Source organism: Acinetobacter lwoffii, from assembly GCF_022967985.1.
Classification (GTDB): domain Bacteria; phylum Pseudomonadota; class Gammaproteobacteria; order Pseudomonadales; family Moraxellaceae; genus Acinetobacter.
On the sequence record NZ_JALJVC010000032.1, the window covers coordinates 1 to 16,511 of the forward strand.

Below are 16,511 nucleotides of genomic sequence, written 5' to 3' on the forward strand. Positions count from 1 at the left end.
TTTTCCTAAAATTAACATAATACACCTTATACGAAATGCTTGATATTTCTCTTTAAATATCATTATATTAAAGCAAGCCGTTCTGGAATATAGGGCACCAGAGCGGCTTTTTATTGATTATTCATGTTCCACGCTTAAAATTCGAACAGTGTTTCATGATTTTTATAAGTTAAACTAAATTTAGTTGCTAATCCCAATAAGCTATTCACTAACTTGTAAATATCGGTATACCGCCTGACGACTAATCCCAAAAGCTTTCCCTAATGCCATTTTCGATGGATACTTCCCCTCCTTCCATGCTTGTCGTAAAGCTTCAGCTTGGTCAGGCTTTAGTTTATGCACCCGACCTTTGTATTTCCCCTGAGCAGAGGCGAGTTTTATTCCTTCCTTTTGCCGCTCTAAAATGATCTCACGTTCGAACTGTGCAAAAGCACCCATCATTTGAAGCATCAAATTATCCATCGGGGTGGATTCGGCTGTAAAAGTAATATTTTCTTTTACAAACTGGATGGCGATCCCTCGTTTGACCAGTTTATCTACTTCAGTGACCAAATCTTTTAGGCTTCGCGCAAAACGATCCATTGAATGTACAATCACCCTGTCCCCTTCCCGGACATAGTTCAACATTTCCTGAAATTTAGGTCGGTCAGTATTTTTACCTGAAGCACGGTCAACAAAAATCCGGTCGACCTCAATTCCTTCAAGTTGACGTCCAGTGTTTTGCTCGACAGAACTTACCCGGACATACCCTACTTTTTGGCCTTTCACTTTTTCACGCCCCAATTGGATAAAAATGAACAATTTCGTAAATTATAAATCTTTAACACTAAAGTTACATGTTACTTATGATTAAAAATCATTTAAATGATACATAATTTCATGAACTTTCAGATTGTAACTTTAGGGTATACTCTAAATTTACATATTTAAATAACGAGTTTTTTCTCACTCATAAGAATTTGCAAGAATATATATACATTTATTGACATTAAGTAATTTAAATAAAATCAATATACGTATTTGCATATATGTGGAAATACGTATATAAGTATATCTGAGTTTCTAATAGCAGTGTTAGTCAAAATGTTCTCGACCATAAAGATTTATCACAATCCTGAGTGTGGTACATCAAGGAATACCTTAGCTTTAATTCAAAATGCAGGAATTGAACCAATCGTTATTGAATATCTAATTACCCCACCTTCGAAAGCAGAATTAATTGAACTTATTCGTAGTGCTGGTTTAAGTGTTAGAGAAGCAATTCGTAAAAATGTACCTCCATATTCTGATTTAGAAATTGTTCGGGAAGATTGGTCTGATGAACAGCTTTTAAATTTTATGCTTCAACATCCTATTTTGATTAACCGCCCATTCGTTGTTACGGATTTAGGTACACGTTTGTGTCGTCCTTCTGAAGTTGTTTTGGATATTCTCCCGTTTCCTCAGAAAGGCGCATTTAGCAAAGAAGATGGTGAAAAAATTATTGATGAAAATGGCCAAAGAATTAAATAGTACTTTCTCATCTCTTGAATGGAAAGAATGTGAAGGAGATTTATATGGATCAAGTTAATTTTTTTAAATGCTTATCAGATGAAACACGTCTCAATATAGTGACATTAATTGTTGAAAATAAAGAACTATGTGTATGTGATTTGACTGAAAAACTACAACTCAGTCAACCGAAAATTTCAAGACATTTAGCCCTTTTACGTGCTTCAGGGCTACTTCAAGATCGCAGACAAGGCCAATGGGTTTACTACAGTATCAATCCAAAATTGGCCAACTGGTGTTATGAAATTTTAGATATTTTGAAGACGGTTCAATCTCAATCAAAGCTGGATGATCAACACCCCCTTTCTGTAAATAGTTATTGTGAGTAATTCAATGAAATTTTTATTTTTATGTACTGGAAATAGCTGCCGTAGCATTTTGTCTGAAGTTTTGTTTAATAGCCGAGCACCAGAAGGTTGGAAAGCCTATAGCGCTGGGAGTAAGCCTTCAGGTCAAGTTCACCCGCTAACTTTAGAAACCCTTGAAAACTTAGGATTATCTACCGAAGGTTTATGGAGTAAAACGATTAATGATTGTGAACAATATCAACCTGATGTTGTGATCACAGTATGTGATTCTGCTGCTCAAGAAGCATGTCCACTTTATTTGGGTGGAGCAATCAAGGCACATTGGGGCTTGGCTGATCCTTCACACTTAGACGTGAATAAAGAAGAAAAAATGAAAGCCTTTATGAGCACTGTTGAACATATCAATCGTCGCTTAGATGCTTTATTTAAACTTAATGTAGATAAACTATCTCGCTCAGAATTGATTGCAGCAATTAATCAAATTTCGAACGTTGAGTAAGTGAAATGTCTGAAAAACGCTTATCTTTTTTAGATCGCAACCTGACGCTATGGATTTTTATTGCCATGGCCTTAGGCATTGCCATCGGAAACTTCTTTCCTCAGGCTTCTGTCGCACTCGATAAATTAAGCATTGATTCAGTGAATATTCCAATCGCGATTGGTCTTATTCTAATGATGTATCCACCACTGGCAAAAGTGAACTATGCGACTTTGCCACAAGTGTTTAAGGATAAGAAAACCCTTACTTTGTCCTTAGTACAAAACTGGCTGATCGCGCCAGTACTCATGTTTGCCCTGGCAATCATATTTTTACATAGTTATCCAGAATATATGACCGGTGTCATCCTGATTGGTCTTGCTCGATGTATTGCCATGGTTCTGGTGTGGAATGGCTTGGCCTGTGGTGATAATCAATATGTTGCAGCATTAGTTGCCTTTAACAGCATCTTCCAGATTCTATTTTTCAGTACCTATGCCTGGTTATTCCTGACCTTCCTTCCACCCTATTTTGGTGTCGCTTCGCAGGTCATTAATGTCGATTTCTGGACCATCACCCATGCTGTTCTGGTTTATCTTGGTATTCCGTTCTTATTAGGTTTCTTAACGCGATGGATTTTGGTGAAACAGAAAGGCGTGGAATGGTATGAAACCAAGTTCATTCCGAAAATCAGTCCGCTGAGTTTAATGGCTTTGCTGTTCACCATTCTGGCCATGTTTAGCCTAAAAGGCGGTGATGTCGTGAGTCTTCCGCTTGAAGTTTTACGCATCGCGATTCCTTTAACCATTTACTTCGTTTTAATGTTCTTCATCAGCTTCTTTATGAGTAAATGGATGGGCAATGACTATCCTAAGACCACAGCAATTGCATTTACCGCAGCGGGGAATAATTTTGAATTATCACTTGCAGTAGCGATTGCAACTTTTGGTATCGCTTCGCCTGTTGCTTTTACCACGATTATTGGCCCACTGGTCGAAGTTCCTGTGTTGATTGCCTTGGTGAGTGTTTCACTCTGGCTGAGAAAGAAAGTTTTTAAAGAGGCCTAACTCTATGAATCTCCCAAATGTAGATCTAAATCTTCTTGAGCAACCCACCTTTGAAAAAGTTCAAGCCAAAGAACTTGCTCATCCTCCGCGAATTTTGCTGCTGTATGGCTCTAATCGAGAACGTTCTTACAGTCGCCTTGCAGTTCTTGAAGCCGGTCGAATCCTTGAGCATTTTGGGGCGGAAATAAAAATCTTTCATCCTAAAGGGCTTCCTTTACCAGAAGATGCGGATACTGAGCATCCAAAAGTAAAAGAACTGCATGAGCTTTTAGCATGGTCAGAAGGCATGGTCTGGTGTTCACCTGAACGCCATGGTTCTATGAGTTCAATCTTTAAATCTCAAATCGACTGGATTCCACTGGCAGGAGGGGCAATCCGTGCTACCCAAGGTAAAACTCTTGCCTTGATGCAAGTCAGTGGCGGATCACAGTCATTTAACAGCCTGAACCAGATGCGTATTTTGGGGCGGTGGATGCGGATGATCACCATTCCAAATCAGTCTTCAGTTCCAAAAGCTTTTTTGGAGTTTGAAGAAGATGGACGAATGAAACCTTCGGCTTTCTATGACCGGATTGTGGATGTGATGGAAGAGTTATTTAAGTTCACCCTACTGACTCGTGGACAAAGCAAATACCTGACAGATCGTTATTCTGAACGCAAGGAATCGGCTGAAGAGTTGTCCAAGCGTGTAAATCAGCGCAGTTTATAAATGCTGGATGGTATTAAATACTGCGCCTCATTGCCAGGTCAGTAACACTTTTATGCTGTACCGATGAAGTGCTGTTAAAGGTACAATGAATATTGTAAAAACCCAGTCTTCATGATTGGGTTTTTACATTAAAGAAGTCAGAGATAAATAAGGAAAAGGTGAAGGCTTTGAACCAGAAACAGACTGAAACTGATGTGATCATTATCGGTGGTGGGCAGGCCGCTTTATCTACCGCTTATTTTTTAAAGCGCAAGAAAATCCCATTCATTATATTGGATGAGCAAAATCAAGCGGGGGGTGCCTGGCTGCATACCTGGGAGTCATTGCGTCTTTTTTCTCCTAATACCTGGAGTTCTCTATCCGGTTGGATGATGCCCATCACTGAACAGACCTATCCAACACGAAATGAGGTGATCCAGTATTTATCGGCTTATGAACAGAGATATCAATTTTCGATTGTTCGTCCAGTACATGTCGATCGTGTGGAATCGAAGGGAAAGTATTTAGACGTATATGCTGGAGAAAAGTTTTGGCGAGCCAAGGTGGTGGTCAGTGCAACAGGGACATGGCGCCAGCCGTTTATTCCTGATTATCCGGGACAGGAAAACTTTCAAGGCACGCAGTTACATTCAGCCCATTACCTGAATGCAGATTCATTTAAAGATAAGAAAGTCATCGTGGTGGGTGGGGGGAATTCGGGCGCGCAAATACTCGCTGAGGTTTCACAAGTTGCTGAAACCATTTGGGTCACAAAAACTCCGCCTCAATTTTTACCTGATGATGTCGATGGTCGAGTACTGTTTTTAAGAGCAACTGAGCGTTTAAAAGTACAACAAGAAGGAAGAAAAGTTGACCAGCCAATAGGTGGCCTAGGTGATATTGTGATGATCGATAGTGTCAAAGAGGCAAGGAATAGAGGAGTCTTACATAGCCGTCCACCTTTTCAATCTTTAGCTACAGATGCAGTTATTTGGCCAGATGGAAAAAAAGAGAAAATTGATGTGATTATTTGGTGTACTGGATTTAAGGCTTCATTAAATCATCTAAAAAGTATAGATATAGTAGAGCGAGATAACTTTGTAGAAGTTCAAAATGGAAGGTCTATTAAGTTACCTAACTTGTGGTTAGTTGGATATGGAGATTGGACAGGTATGGCATCTGCAACATTAATTGGCGTTTCTAGAACAGCGAGAGCTACAGTAGATGAGATCTTCACTTATCTACAAGAAATTAATACTAAAAAATTTTCAGAATAATTATTCATATCGAGTATAAGAATTTTAGAATCGGTTTTGTGTCTAGGCTACTGGGAGCATTCCAATATTTTGATTATTATTTCACTAAAAGTGTCTACAAGATCATGCTCTTCATTAAGCCATAATTTTTGATATTTAAACCTAATTTCATGAATTGCACTAAAAAGAGGGAACTCTTTCATAATTTATAATTAAATTAGAAGTTTTCTTAGGAAGCTGTTTAATATTATTGATATCTATACAGTTTTTCTTGTAAAAGCGCTTCATTTATAGTGAGTATTTCAATAAAATAAGGGAGCTAGCTCCCTTATTTTATTCATTTGCTAATTAAAAATTACTCGCAACTTGATATGTGATGAATGAAAAGATGTAGGCTAATGCAAACAAATAAGTTGCCATAATGATGGGCTGTTTCCAGCTGCCAGTTTCTCGTCTAATTGTTGCTAACGTAGCAAGACAATGGGGAGCAAAAATAAACCATACCAATAATGATAAACCTGTGGCTAACCCCCATCCATCCGGGCCTGAAATTTGACTTAACAGACTTTGAGTTACTGTATCTTCATCACCTGACATCGCATAAATCACCCCAAGAGCAGCAATTACAACTTCCCTTGCTGCCATAGCAGGAATGAGTGCAATACATATTTCCCATGTAAACCCAATAGGCGCAAATATAGGATGAATTAAATGTCCTAACTGACCAGCTAAACTATAGTTAATGGCCGGCATGCTTGCATTATCTGGTGGTTGAGGGAACGTGACTAGCACCCATAACAAGATAGACAGTGCGACGATAATGCCACCAACTCGTTTTAAGAAAATAGTTGCCCTATCATATAAGCCTAATGCAATATTTCTAATATCTGGAATTCGGTATGTGGGAAGTTCAAAAATAAAAATACTTTCAGTTTTATCTTTTCGAACCAATTTCAGAAACACTGAAACTAATAACGCTGAGACTATTCCCGACATATAAAGACCAAAAAGGACTAATCCTTGCAGACTTAACCAGCCGTAGATTAATTGGTTCGGAATAAATGCCGCGATCAATAAAGCATATACTGGCAATCTTGCTGAACAGGTCATCAAGGGTGCAATCATAATTGTTGCTAATCGGTCCCGTTCAGAGCTGATACTTCTGGTTGCCATAATTCCGGGAATCGCACAAGCAAAACTGGATAGCAGAGGAATAAATGAACGGCCGCTAAGCCCGGCTTTAGACATTAATTTATCTAAAAGAAATGCTGCTCGGGGTAAATAGCCTGACTCTTCAAGCATTAAAATGAAGAAGAATAAAATCAAAATCTGAGGCATATATGCAAGCACGCTACCTGTGCCAGCAATTACCCCATCCACAACCAAGCTTTTTAATAGAGGATGTTGGATTAGTGGTCCAATAAAATCACTGAGCCATGCGACAAAATTTTCAATGAATTCAATAAAAGGCGTTGCCCATATAAATACCGCCTGGAACATCACAAACATGGTTAAAGTTAAGATTACTAAACCCAATACAGGATGTAGAAAAATTTTATCTAGAAATGCGGTTCTTTTATCACCACTGTCATTATTTAAAATAACTTGTTTGGTGATTTGTTTGACCTGTTCAAAATGACTTAATTCAGAATGATAAGGAGTAATAAAAAGATTTTTTTGATCTAATTGATTAATTAAATCTTGAATTCCTTTTGTTTTAACTGCGACAGCTTCAACTACAGGGATACCTAACAGTTGAGACAGTTTATCCTTATCAATGGAAATACCACGCTTTTTGACCTCATCCATCATATTTAATACAAGAATCATAGGGCGATTTAGAGCACGAACTTCGAGAACCAAGCTCAAATGTAAGCTTAAATTTGTGGCATCTACAACGCATATAAAAATATCGGGTAGAATTTCACCTTTTAGCTCGCCCAAACAAACTGCCCTGGTGACTTCTTCATCTAAACTACTAGGTTTTAAACTGTAAGTTCCGGGTAAGTCCAATACTCGTATTGCATCACCAGAAGGTAATTTAAAAGAACCTTCTTTTCTTTCTACGGTAACCCCAGCATAGTTGGCAACTTTTTGTCGCGTACCAGTAAGCGTATTAAATAAAGAGGTTTTTCCGCAATTTGGATTACCGACTAATGCAATGTTCTTAATCTTCATTGGATACTAACTCTACAAAAATTCTTTCAGCTTCATTCTTTCTTAATGCGAATCTTGAAGTTTCAATTTGAACTAAAACAGGATCTCCGCCAAAAACACCTTTAGCGAGTACTTGTAGAGTTTCACCCTCTCTAAAACCTAATAGTTGGAGCCGTTCCAATACGGGATCAGTGGTATGACTGTATTGATTACCTTTTTTGAGATCTCTAATTTTGACGATCTGATTTTGTTTAACTTGAAATAGATTCATTTTCGATACTCTTACTTCAAAGCCAAAATCTTTCGAGCACCATTAAGCACGAATAAAGAAACCAGGATGCCAATGATTAAGTCTGGGTAAGCTGATCCCGTCCACGCCACGAGTACACCGGCAAATATAACGCCCATATTTACGACAACGTCATTCGCCGAGAAAATCCAACTGGCTTTCATATGTGCGCCATCTTCTCGATGACCAGAAATAAGATATAAGCATGTCACGTTAGCTATAAGTGCGAGCAGGCCAATAACAATCATGAGCGTTGATTCTGGCTCGCTTCCAAACATGAATCGTCTAATGACATCAATAATCACGATGACAGCAAGTAATAACTGAATCCAACCTGCGAAATGGGCTGCTTTCACTTGATATTTCGCAGCTTTTCCGACGGCATATAGCGCAATACCATAAACGGCTGCATCGGCAAACATATCTAGAGAATCAGCAATCAATCCTGTAGACGCAGCAATAATTCCGCTGATGAATTCTATAAAGAAAAGTAGAGCATTAATGCCTAATAACAGTTTAAGTACTTTAGCTTGTCTCACAGGATCAGGTTCATTAGGTATATCGCCTGAAGAAAGCTGTGTTTCATCAAGTTTCGCCCCAAAACCCAGTCCTTCAAGTTTGGCCGTAATTTGCTGACTCCCTTCATTATGGAAGACTTTCAGTTTTCGATTGGGAAGATCAAAAGTAAGACCTTTAACTGCTTCAATATCTGCAAGAGCCATACGGACCATTTGCTCTTCAGCAGAGCAATCCATTTTAGGAATGGTATAGGTACTTGTTTGCTTAGCCTGTTGATTGCTTATATAAGTTTCAGTCTTCACAAGCTTTGCACCAAAACCCAAAGCTTCAAGTTTGGTAGTTATATTTTCATCTTTTTGATTATGTAGAACCTTTAAAGACCGGTTAGGTAAATCAAAGATGAGTTTTTGAACACCATCAATTGAAGATAGCGCCATACGAACCATCTGTTCTTCCGCAGAACAATCCATTTTGGGAACTAAGTATTCACTCATGTAGTGCGAATTTTTTAAAACGTCTTCAGTGCTTAAATTTTCTTTGGGATCAGAACCACAACAGGATTGAGCGGTATCTTCACAACTGTTTGAAGTGTTACAGCAAGGAGATGAAGATTTTTCTTCTTCCTCTTCACCACAACAGCTAAGCGTATTATTACAATTCTTTGAATTGTTTGCTTCTGCAATTGATGGATGATTTTCTTGTTGAGATTTCTTATCTTTGCATGGTGTTTCTTTACTACATCCACAACCACTCATAATTATACCCATTAAAAAAATTTATAAACTTTGAATATTAGAATCCCTATAGTTACTATAGAGTCAAGATTTTTTGGAAATACCAACTCAATGCATTTAAAAATTGGTGAACTCTCTAAAAAAACCTCATGTTCAGTATTAACAATTAGGTTTTATGAAAAGGAAGGTTTAATTCCGGAACCCGAAAGAACGGAAGGAAATTACCGCCTTTACGATATAGGCTATGTTGAGCGAATTAAGTTTATTTTGAATTGCCGAACTTTAAATATGAGTTTGAATGAAATTCGTCAATTACTCACCTATAAAGATAATCCCAAGAAAAATTGTTCAGATGTGAATGAATTAATTGACTTACATGTCAGTGCTATCAGAGAAAATATAATCAAGCAACAAAAGCTTATTGAACAATTATCTGATTTAAGAGGTACTTGTGATGGTTTATGTACAATTGACCAATGTGGAGTTCTAAAAAATCTAGCTTGATTATCTAGACCTATGCTTTTTTCAAAAACTCTGTATATCTTTACTTAAGGCTGCAAAAAGATTAAGGTGACTTAAATTTTGTGATCAGATCTTAGATAGCTTTGGTTAGCTTCCGATTGGTGTTTTAAATACAGATTTGTGTATGAAGAGAAAAACATTTCTAATCCAGATATTGGTACTCTTATTCACATTCCAGAATATTTGGAGTGTGGCAGAGGCTGCTTGTCTGCATGAAATGCCAAACATACCCAATTCAATACTCTCTAATCCAATCGATTTAGACGAAAAGAGTGATAGTCCTCGTCAAGCACTTTATTCCCTAGAAAACTATAAAGAAATCTATGACTATTGTCAGAAGGTTTGTTTTAACGAAAAGTGCAGTCATTTCTCAAATACAATCGTGATTCAGATTGACCCACCCGATGATCTGAAGCTTAAAGCTAATTTTGAGACCGGCATTACCCCAACTTATTTGGGAATAACTTTTTATAAACCCCCTTATCTGAATCAATTAACCCCGCCTCCCGATTTGCCCCTACTATTGGTGGGGTAGTCTTATAAAAGCCCACCACTCCTAATTTCATTATGCGTGGGGCATTTTCATGTCAAAAAACAAATTACATCAGGATACCTCCATCCTGAATTTATCCTGGTCAGCCTTAGGTAGCGGTATCTTGCTATCTGCAATGATCAGCTTCAGTACTTCCGTAGTCGCCAGTACTCAAGATTTAACGCTGCAGCAAGCTATTGAGCAGGTTAACCAATATCAAGCGTCCCAAAATTTCTGGGAAACGCAAAATAGTATTAATGCCACGAATCTTCAGCAAAGTAAGCTGTTTAAAAATCCTGAATTGTCAGTTGAACAAACGGGCTTTGGTTCAAATAATGAAAAAGAGCTTGCCATCGGTATATCACAACCGTTGGATATTTTTGGTGAGCGAAGAGCAAACCAAAAATTAGCCAGTCTCTCAATAGATAAAACAGCGCTGAAACAGAAGATTTATCAAGCACAAATTGAGCTTGCAGTGAAATATGTATGGTCGCAACTGGCCATTGCCGAACTTGAAAAAAACATTGTCAATGAACAACTTCGGGTGAGCGAAGAAAACCTTCAAGCAATCGAAAAGCGCTTTAATGCAGGCAGTATCGCGCAAGTAGATGTGAATCGCGCACGTTTAAGTCATGCTGAAAATATCCGTCTTTTTAGACAGGCCGACTTACAGGTACAAGTGGCAACCCAACAATTATCAAATTTATGGGGAACCTCTGATAAGTCATTGAAGGTAAACCTCTCTTCGCAAAAGCTTTGGCCAAAATCGACTCATGGGCAGGTTCAAGAATATTTAGCGGATAACTACATTGAGAAATATCGGATTTTACAGGTGTTAGAGTCTCAAGCAACGGTTGATCAGCTGAAAGCAAAGTCACGTCCCAATCCTACTTTAAACCTGGGCGTTAACCGCACCCAATCCTTGGATAACTCAACACAAAATCAACTGGTGGTTGGAGTCAGTGTACCGCTCAATATTTTCGATCGTCAGCAAAATGGCATAAAAATCGCGCAAGAAAAAATGAACTTATTAGAGCGTCAGAAAGACTTTTATCTAAAGCAAAATGCGCTGCAAATAGGCACGATCTTAACCGAGTTGCAGGGTTTAGAGCTTCAATTCAAAGTCGTTGACGAGACTCAAATTCCTTTGGCGACTCAAGTTCAAAGTAAAACTTTACAAGGTTTTCTGGCAGGAAAGTTTGCTTTAACCGATGTTCAGCAAGCCACGCTTCAATTACAAGACATCCGTCTACGTAAAGTCCAGTTGTTACGGGAGGGCTGGCAAAAGGCCATCGAAGCAGAAAGTTTAAGCTTAGGCATTAGCCCAAGTGAAGTCATGTCGAAAGATGCTATTGCACAAATCAATCAAAATTTATGGCAAGACATACAGGCCATGCCTGTCATTGGTGGGGGAAATTAACATGTTCGATCTTAAAAACAGCTTAAAAAAACAGAGCGGAAAAATCTCTCAACCCCTACTGATTAGTTTGGTCATCGGCGCTACCGTACTCCTCAGTATTTTCTTGATCTTAACGGGTAAGAATAAATCTGAAACATCAGATGAACATGCCGAGGAAGAAGGGGGAGAAGAACATGGTGGTGAAACCGAAGAGCATGCAGAAGGTGTGAGCCTGACTGCCAAGCAACTGGTGGAACAGGGCATACAATTATCAGCGGTCGATCAAGGCCCGGTGGTTAAATTAAGTTCTTATCCTGCCAAACTGAATGTGAATACTGACCAGCAAGCGCACGTCTCACCGAGTTTTAGTGGTCATGTAGAAAATGTCTATGTAGAACTCGGTCAAAAAGTTCAGAAAGGACAGCCTTTGGCTGCGTTGCTTGTTCCAGATCTAGTTGATCAGCAGGCCAATCTTAAAATTGAACAAACCAACCTTGAACTGGCGAAACAAGACTATGATCGTGAGCGTCAGCTTTGGTCACAGGGCATTTCAGCAAAACAGGACTATCAACGTGCTTATAACAGCTATAAACGGGCACAAATTCAGGTTCAAGCGGCCCAATCACGTTTAAGTGCATTTGGTGCAGTGAATGCCAGTAACGGACGCTATATTTTGAAAGCTCCCATTTCTGGCGTGATCAGTAAAAAGGATTTGGTTCTCGGGGAAAATGTTCAGTTAGCCGATCAACTCTTTACGATAGACCGGTTAGATCAACTCTGGCTTGAGTTTATTGTTCCAAATTCTGAAATTATGGGCTTAGCCCCGAATCAAAAGATCGAATTTAAATCCTTGCAAACGGAAAAGGTCTATCAGGCTGTTATTCAGACTTTAAATACTGAAGCGGATATTCAAACAGGCCGTCTTCAGGTGCGAGCAAAAGTTGAATCGAATGCAACCGAATTACGTCCAAACTTGATGGTAAACGTACAGTTGCAACAACGCAGTGAAAGTACCGCATTACGGGTACTTAAGTCCGCAGTTCAGAATGTCGATGGAAAAGATGTGGTTTTTGTCGCCACTCAGCATGGACAGAAAGTTGAATTCAGTCCGCAACCGGTGAAATTAGGTCAATCGTCTGGGGATAGCCAGTGGATTGAAGTGGTAAATGGGCTTAATCAGGGACAAAAATATGCAGCTCAAGGCAGTTTCTTACTGAAATCTGAGATGGAAAAAGGAGAGGCTTCACATGAGCACTAAAAGCCCTCACATTCCAGACCACGAATCGGTAAAACCTGAAGGGCTGTTTGATCGGCTGATCCAGTTTTCTATCCATAACGCCATTTGGATTATGCTGTTTATTGCAGCCTGGATTGCTATTGGTATTTATAGTTATCAAAAGTTACCGATTGATGCTGTACCGGATATTACCAATACTCAGGTGCAGATTAACACTTCAGCCAATGGCTTTACGGCTTTGGAAATGGAACAGCGGATTACCTATCCCATTGAGAATGCCATGTCAGGCATGCCGAAAATGGAACAAACCCGTTCGATTTCACGCTACGGCTTATCGCAAGTGACCATCATTTTTGAAGATGGCACGGATATTTACTGGGCCAGACAGCTTATCAACCAGCGCTTGCAAGAAGCAATGGGAGAAATGCCTGAAGATGTGCAACCTAACATGTCGCCTATTTCGACAGGTTTAGGTGAAATCTATCAATGGGTGATTAAAGCCGAACCAAATGCTAAAAAGCCGGATGGAACCCCTTATTCGGCGATGGATTTACGTGAAATTCAGGATTGGATTGTAAGACCGCAATTACAGCGCGTAAAAGGCGTTGCTGAGATCAACAGTATCGGTGGCTTTAATAAAACCTATGTGGTTGCCCCTGATCTGAACCGATTGCAACAATTGCAAATTCCTTTGTCTGATTTACAAACTGCCTTAACAGAGAATAATGAAAACCGTGGTGCTGGCTATATTGAGAAAAATGGACAACAGCTAACGGTTCGTGTTCCCGGCACTTTAAACACGATTGAAGATATCCAGAACATCAGTATTGCCAATAAAAACGGCTATCCGATTCGGGTGGCAGATGTCGCCAATGTCTCAATTGGTCATGACTTAAGAACAGGGGCTGCAACCTATAATGGTGAAGAAACTGTATTGGGTATTGCCATGATGATGATGGGAGAAAATAGCCGTACCGTTGCTCAAGCCATTGATGAAAAGGTGCAATCGATCCAGCAATCGCTACCTAAAGGTGTGGTGATTGAGACTGTGTATGACCGTACGCATTTGGTTGATCGGGCGATCAAAACCGTTCAGAAAAATTTGATTGAGGGTGCAATCCTCGTCATTGTTATTTTATTTCTCTTTCTAGGTAATTTCCGTGCTGCGCTGATCACGGCTTGCGTTATTCCACTGTCAATGCTGTTTACCTTGACGGGAATGGCAGAGCAGAAGATTAGTGCAAATCTGATGAGTTTAGGGGCACTGGACTTCGGTATTATTATTGATGGTGCAGTGGTTATTGTAGAAAACTGTATCCGTCGGCTAGCAGAAGCTCAGAAGCTGAAAGGTGGTTTACTTAGCCGTTCTGAAAGATTTAAAGAAGTCTTCTTGGCTGCAAAACAGGCGCGTCGTCCTCTGATTTTTGGACAGTTAATTATTTTGGTGGTTTATCTACCTATCTTTACCCTGACGGGTGTAGAAGCCAAACTTTTCCATCCTATGGCAATGACTGTTGTACTGGCTTTAATTGGGGCCATGATTTTATCTGTCACTTTTGTGCCAGCCGCAGTTGCCCTATTTGTCACTGGAGAAGTCAAGGAAACCGAAAGTCGCTGGATGCATTGGCTTAAAACCAAATATGAACTGCTTTTAGATAAAGCCTATGAGCTTCGTTTATTTGTGACTATTGTGGCTGCCTGTATTTTAGTGCTTACGGGCGTGCTAGCCACTCAAACAGGTAGCGAGTTTGCACCTCAACTGGGTGAAGGTGATTTTGCTGTTCAGCAAATGCGTTCCCCAAGTACAGGGTTAGAACAGTCACTGAGAATGCAGGAAAATACTGAAAAGTTACTGTTGAAAGAATTTCCTGAAATTAAAGCGATCTTTGCCCGTACCGGTACAGCAGAAGTGGCCACAGATGTTATGCCACCCAACATTTCAGATGGCGTGGTACTGTTAAAACCTCATGATGAATGGCCTGATCCAAAACAAACGATTGATGAGCTTCGCCAAAGAATGATTACTTTCTTAGCGACATTGCCGGGAAATAACAGTGAGTTCTCGCAACCCATTGAACTGCGCTTTAACGAGTTAATTTCAGGGGTGCGAAGTGATGTGGGTGTCAAATTATTTGGTGATGACATGGAGATTCTAAATCGCGAAGCGAATAAAATTTCTCAAAAAATTAACTCAATTTCAGGCGCGACAGCCGTTAATGTAGAGCAGACCAGTGGCTTACCCTTGTTGAATGTAGAGGTGGATAAGTCCAGAGCTGCACAATATGGCTTGTCGGTAAGAGCAATTCAGGATCTGGTAGCTACAAGTGTCGGTGGCCAGAATGTTGGAACAATTTTACAGGGAGACAAGCGTTTTGATTTTGTCATCCGTCTAGATGAATCCCAGCGTAGTCCTGAACAGTTAGCGGTACTTCCTATTCAATTGCCGAATGGTGGTTTAGTCCAACTGCAAGATGTGGCACGCGTTGAAAATATCCTGGGTATTAATCAGGTCAGCCGTGAAAATGGTAAACGTCGAGTGGTTATTACTGCAAATGTAGAAGGACGTGATTTAGGCTCATTCGTAACAGAGCTTCAGAGCACGTTATCCAAACAAGAATTACCAAGCGGTTATTGGATAGATTATGGCGGTCAATTTCAAAATCTGATGTCTGCAAAAGCACGTATGCAATTGGTGGTTCCGCTCGCATTGTTGACGATCTTTATTTTATTGATGGCTGTATTCCATAATATCAAAGAAAGCTTACTGGTCTTTAGTGGTGTACCGTTTGCCTTATGTGGAGGCTTAATCGCGTTGTGGTTGCGTGACATTCCATTATCCATGTCAGCAGGGGTTGGCTTCATTGCACTATCGGGGGTGGCTGTACTGAATGGCTTAGTCATGCTTACCTTTATCAAAGAGTTGCGACAACAATATGACCTTTATTATGCAACGTGGCAGGGTGCAATTTTGCGTCTTAGACCTGTGCTGATGACCGCTTGTGTGGCGTCCCTTGGGTTTGTCCCGATGGCTTTGGCAACCGGAACTGGGGCAGAAGTACAGAGACCTTTAGCAACAGTGGTTATTGGAGGAATTATCTCCTCTACCCTGCTTACATTGGTTTTATTGCCCGTACTGTACCGGTGGATGAATGAAAAGAAAGCTTCTTAATCCATTAGATTAAGCAACTTTTAGCAGAGATATTGGGTCTGTCTCAAATATCTCTGCTAATCATGGATTAAATAAGGAAAATTTTATGTCAGAACATCATGATCATAGCCATGCGGTTGTTACTGAAGGAAATAGTAAGAAATTAATGTTTGCTTTGGGTTTAACGACTACTTTCTTAATAGTAGAAGTTGTCGCTGCTTTTATTACCCAAAGTTTAGCATTACTGTCTGATGCCGCTCACATGTTTACTGATGTAGCCGCATTAGCTATTGCTCTTGCTGCTATCAAAATTGGTAAAAAAGCCGCAGATGATAAAAGAACTTTTGGCTATCAGCGATTCGAAATTTTAGCGGCTCTGTTTAATGCAGTGATGCTTTTTGTGGTGGCGATATATATTGTCTATGAAGCTTACCAACGCTTTACGCATCCTGCTGAAATTCAAAGTGTTGGAATGATGATTGTCGCAGTCATTGGTTTGGTCATAAATTTGATTTCAATGAAAATCCTTTCTGCGAGTGCTCAAGAAAGTCTAAATGTGAAAGGCGCATATTTAGAAGTTCTTAGTGATGCACTGGGATCGATAGGGGCACTGTTGCAAATAACCA

16 protein-coding genes are annotated in these 16,511 nt (G+C 39.7%); 12 read left to right on the plus strand and 4 right to left on the minus strand.

Translation table 11 applies throughout. The features are described 5' to 3' along the window. Positions 1–201 precede the first annotated feature (201 nt). Positions 202–768, minus strand: coding sequence for a recombinase family protein (locus MWG72_RS14605; RefSeq protein WP_000678311.1), 567 nt, complete (start codon positions 766–768; stop codon positions 202–204). 315 nt (positions 769–1,083) lie between these two features. Here MWG72_RS14605 and arsC point away from each other — a divergent pair, with 315 nt between their 5' ends. The 6 genes from arsC to MWG72_RS14635 all read left to right on the plus strand — a co-directional run bounded on the left by arsC (position 1,084) and on the right by MWG72_RS14635 (position 5,369). Next, positions 1,084–1,512 carry an arsenate reductase (glutaredoxin) gene (gene arsC / locus MWG72_RS14610; protein WP_004733243.1) on the plus strand — a complete coding sequence of 143 codons (429 nt, stop codon included), beginning with the start codon at positions 1,084–1,086 and terminating at the stop codon, positions 1,510–1,512. 44 nt (positions 1,513–1,556) lie between these two features. Continuing rightward, positions 1,557–1,880: a metalloregulator ArsR/SmtB family transcription factor gene (locus MWG72_RS14615; protein WP_004644742.1), complete on the plus strand. Its 324-nt coding sequence runs from the start codon at positions 1,557–1,559 to the stop codon at positions 1,878–1,880. A 4-nt stretch (positions 1,881–1,884) separates the two neighbouring features. Further along, entirely contained in the window at positions 1,885–2,358 is a 474-nt protein-coding gene (locus MWG72_RS14620) for an arsenate reductase ArsC (protein WP_004781073.1), read from the plus strand. 5 nt (positions 2,359–2,363) lie between these two features. Next, the gene (gene arsB, locus MWG72_RS14625) at positions 2,364–3,404 is read left to right on the plus strand and encodes an ACR3 family arsenite efflux transporter (protein ID WP_004644740.1); all 1,041 of its coding nucleotides are present in this window, start codon (positions 2,364–2,366) and stop codon (positions 3,402–3,404) included. A gap of 4 nt (positions 3,405–3,408) precedes the next feature. Further along, on the plus strand, positions 3,409–4,113 hold the full coding sequence (arsH, locus tag MWG72_RS14630) for an arsenical resistance protein ArsH (RefSeq protein ID WP_004644739.1): 705 nt from the start codon (positions 3,409–3,411) through the stop codon (positions 4,111–4,113). Between the two features lie 167 nt (positions 4,114–4,280). After that, positions 4,281–5,369, plus strand: a complete 1,089-nt coding sequence (locus MWG72_RS14635; RefSeq protein ID WP_026444402.1) for an ArsO family NAD(P)H-dependent flavin-containing monooxygenase — start codon at positions 4,281–4,283, stop codon at positions 5,367–5,369. Positions 5,370–5,696: 327 nt separating this feature from the next. On the opposite strand, the gene feoB is transcribed toward MWG72_RS14635, so the two are convergent. The 3 genes from feoB to MWG72_RS14650 are packed head-to-tail and all read right to left on the minus strand — an operon-like array spanning position 5,697 to position 9,068. Continuing rightward, entirely contained in the window at positions 5,697–7,526 is a 1,830-nt protein-coding gene (feoB, locus tag MWG72_RS14640; protein ID WP_247144357.1) for a ferrous iron transporter B, read from the minus strand. Further along, positions 7,516–7,776, minus strand: coding sequence for a FeoA family protein (locus MWG72_RS14645; protein WP_004665962.1), 261 nt, complete (start codon positions 7,774–7,776; stop codon positions 7,516–7,518). The genes feoB and MWG72_RS14645 overlap by 11 nt, the downstream gene beginning before the upstream one ends. A gap of 11 nt (positions 7,777–7,787) precedes the next feature. Continuing rightward, positions 7,788–9,068 (minus strand): cation efflux transmembrane domain-containing protein, encoded by a 1,281-nt coding sequence (locus MWG72_RS14650; protein ID WP_005105969.1) that lies wholly within the window; start codon positions 9,066–9,068, stop codon positions 7,788–7,790. 90 nt (positions 9,069–9,158) lie between these two features. Between MWG72_RS14650 and cadR the strand changes: the two genes are divergently transcribed. The 6 genes from cadR to MWG72_RS14680 form a co-directional block, all read left to right on the plus strand. Next, entirely contained in the window at positions 9,159–9,551 is a 393-nt protein-coding gene (cadR, locus tag MWG72_RS14655; RefSeq protein ID WP_004281856.1) for a Cd(II)/Pb(II)-responsive transcriptional regulator, read from the plus strand. 142 nt (positions 9,552–9,693) lie between these two features. Beyond that, the gene (locus MWG72_RS14660; protein WP_005180699.1) at positions 9,694–10,104 is read left to right on the plus strand and encodes a hypothetical protein; all 411 of its coding nucleotides are present in this window, start codon (positions 9,694–9,696) and stop codon (positions 10,102–10,104) included. 49 nt (positions 10,105–10,153) lie between these two features. Continuing rightward, entirely contained in the window at positions 10,154–11,521 is a 1,368-nt protein-coding gene (locus MWG72_RS14665; protein WP_004781067.1) for a TolC family protein, read from the plus strand. A gap of 1 nt (position 11,522) precedes the next feature. Beyond that, on the plus strand, positions 11,523–12,758 hold the full coding sequence (locus MWG72_RS14670; protein ID WP_016165561.1) for an efflux RND transporter periplasmic adaptor subunit: 1,236 nt from the start codon (positions 11,523–11,525) through the stop codon (positions 12,756–12,758). Further along, entirely contained in the window at positions 12,748–15,906 is a 3,159-nt protein-coding gene (locus MWG72_RS14675; protein ID WP_016165560.1) for an efflux RND transporter permease subunit, read from the plus strand. The genes MWG72_RS14670 and MWG72_RS14675 overlap by 11 nt, the downstream gene beginning before the upstream one ends. 85 nt (positions 15,907–15,991) lie before the next feature. Further along, positions 15,992–16,511, plus strand: a 520-nt coding sequence (locus tag MWG72_RS14680) for a cation diffusion facilitator family transporter (protein ID WP_247144358.1), incomplete at its 3' end; no start/stop codon positions are given.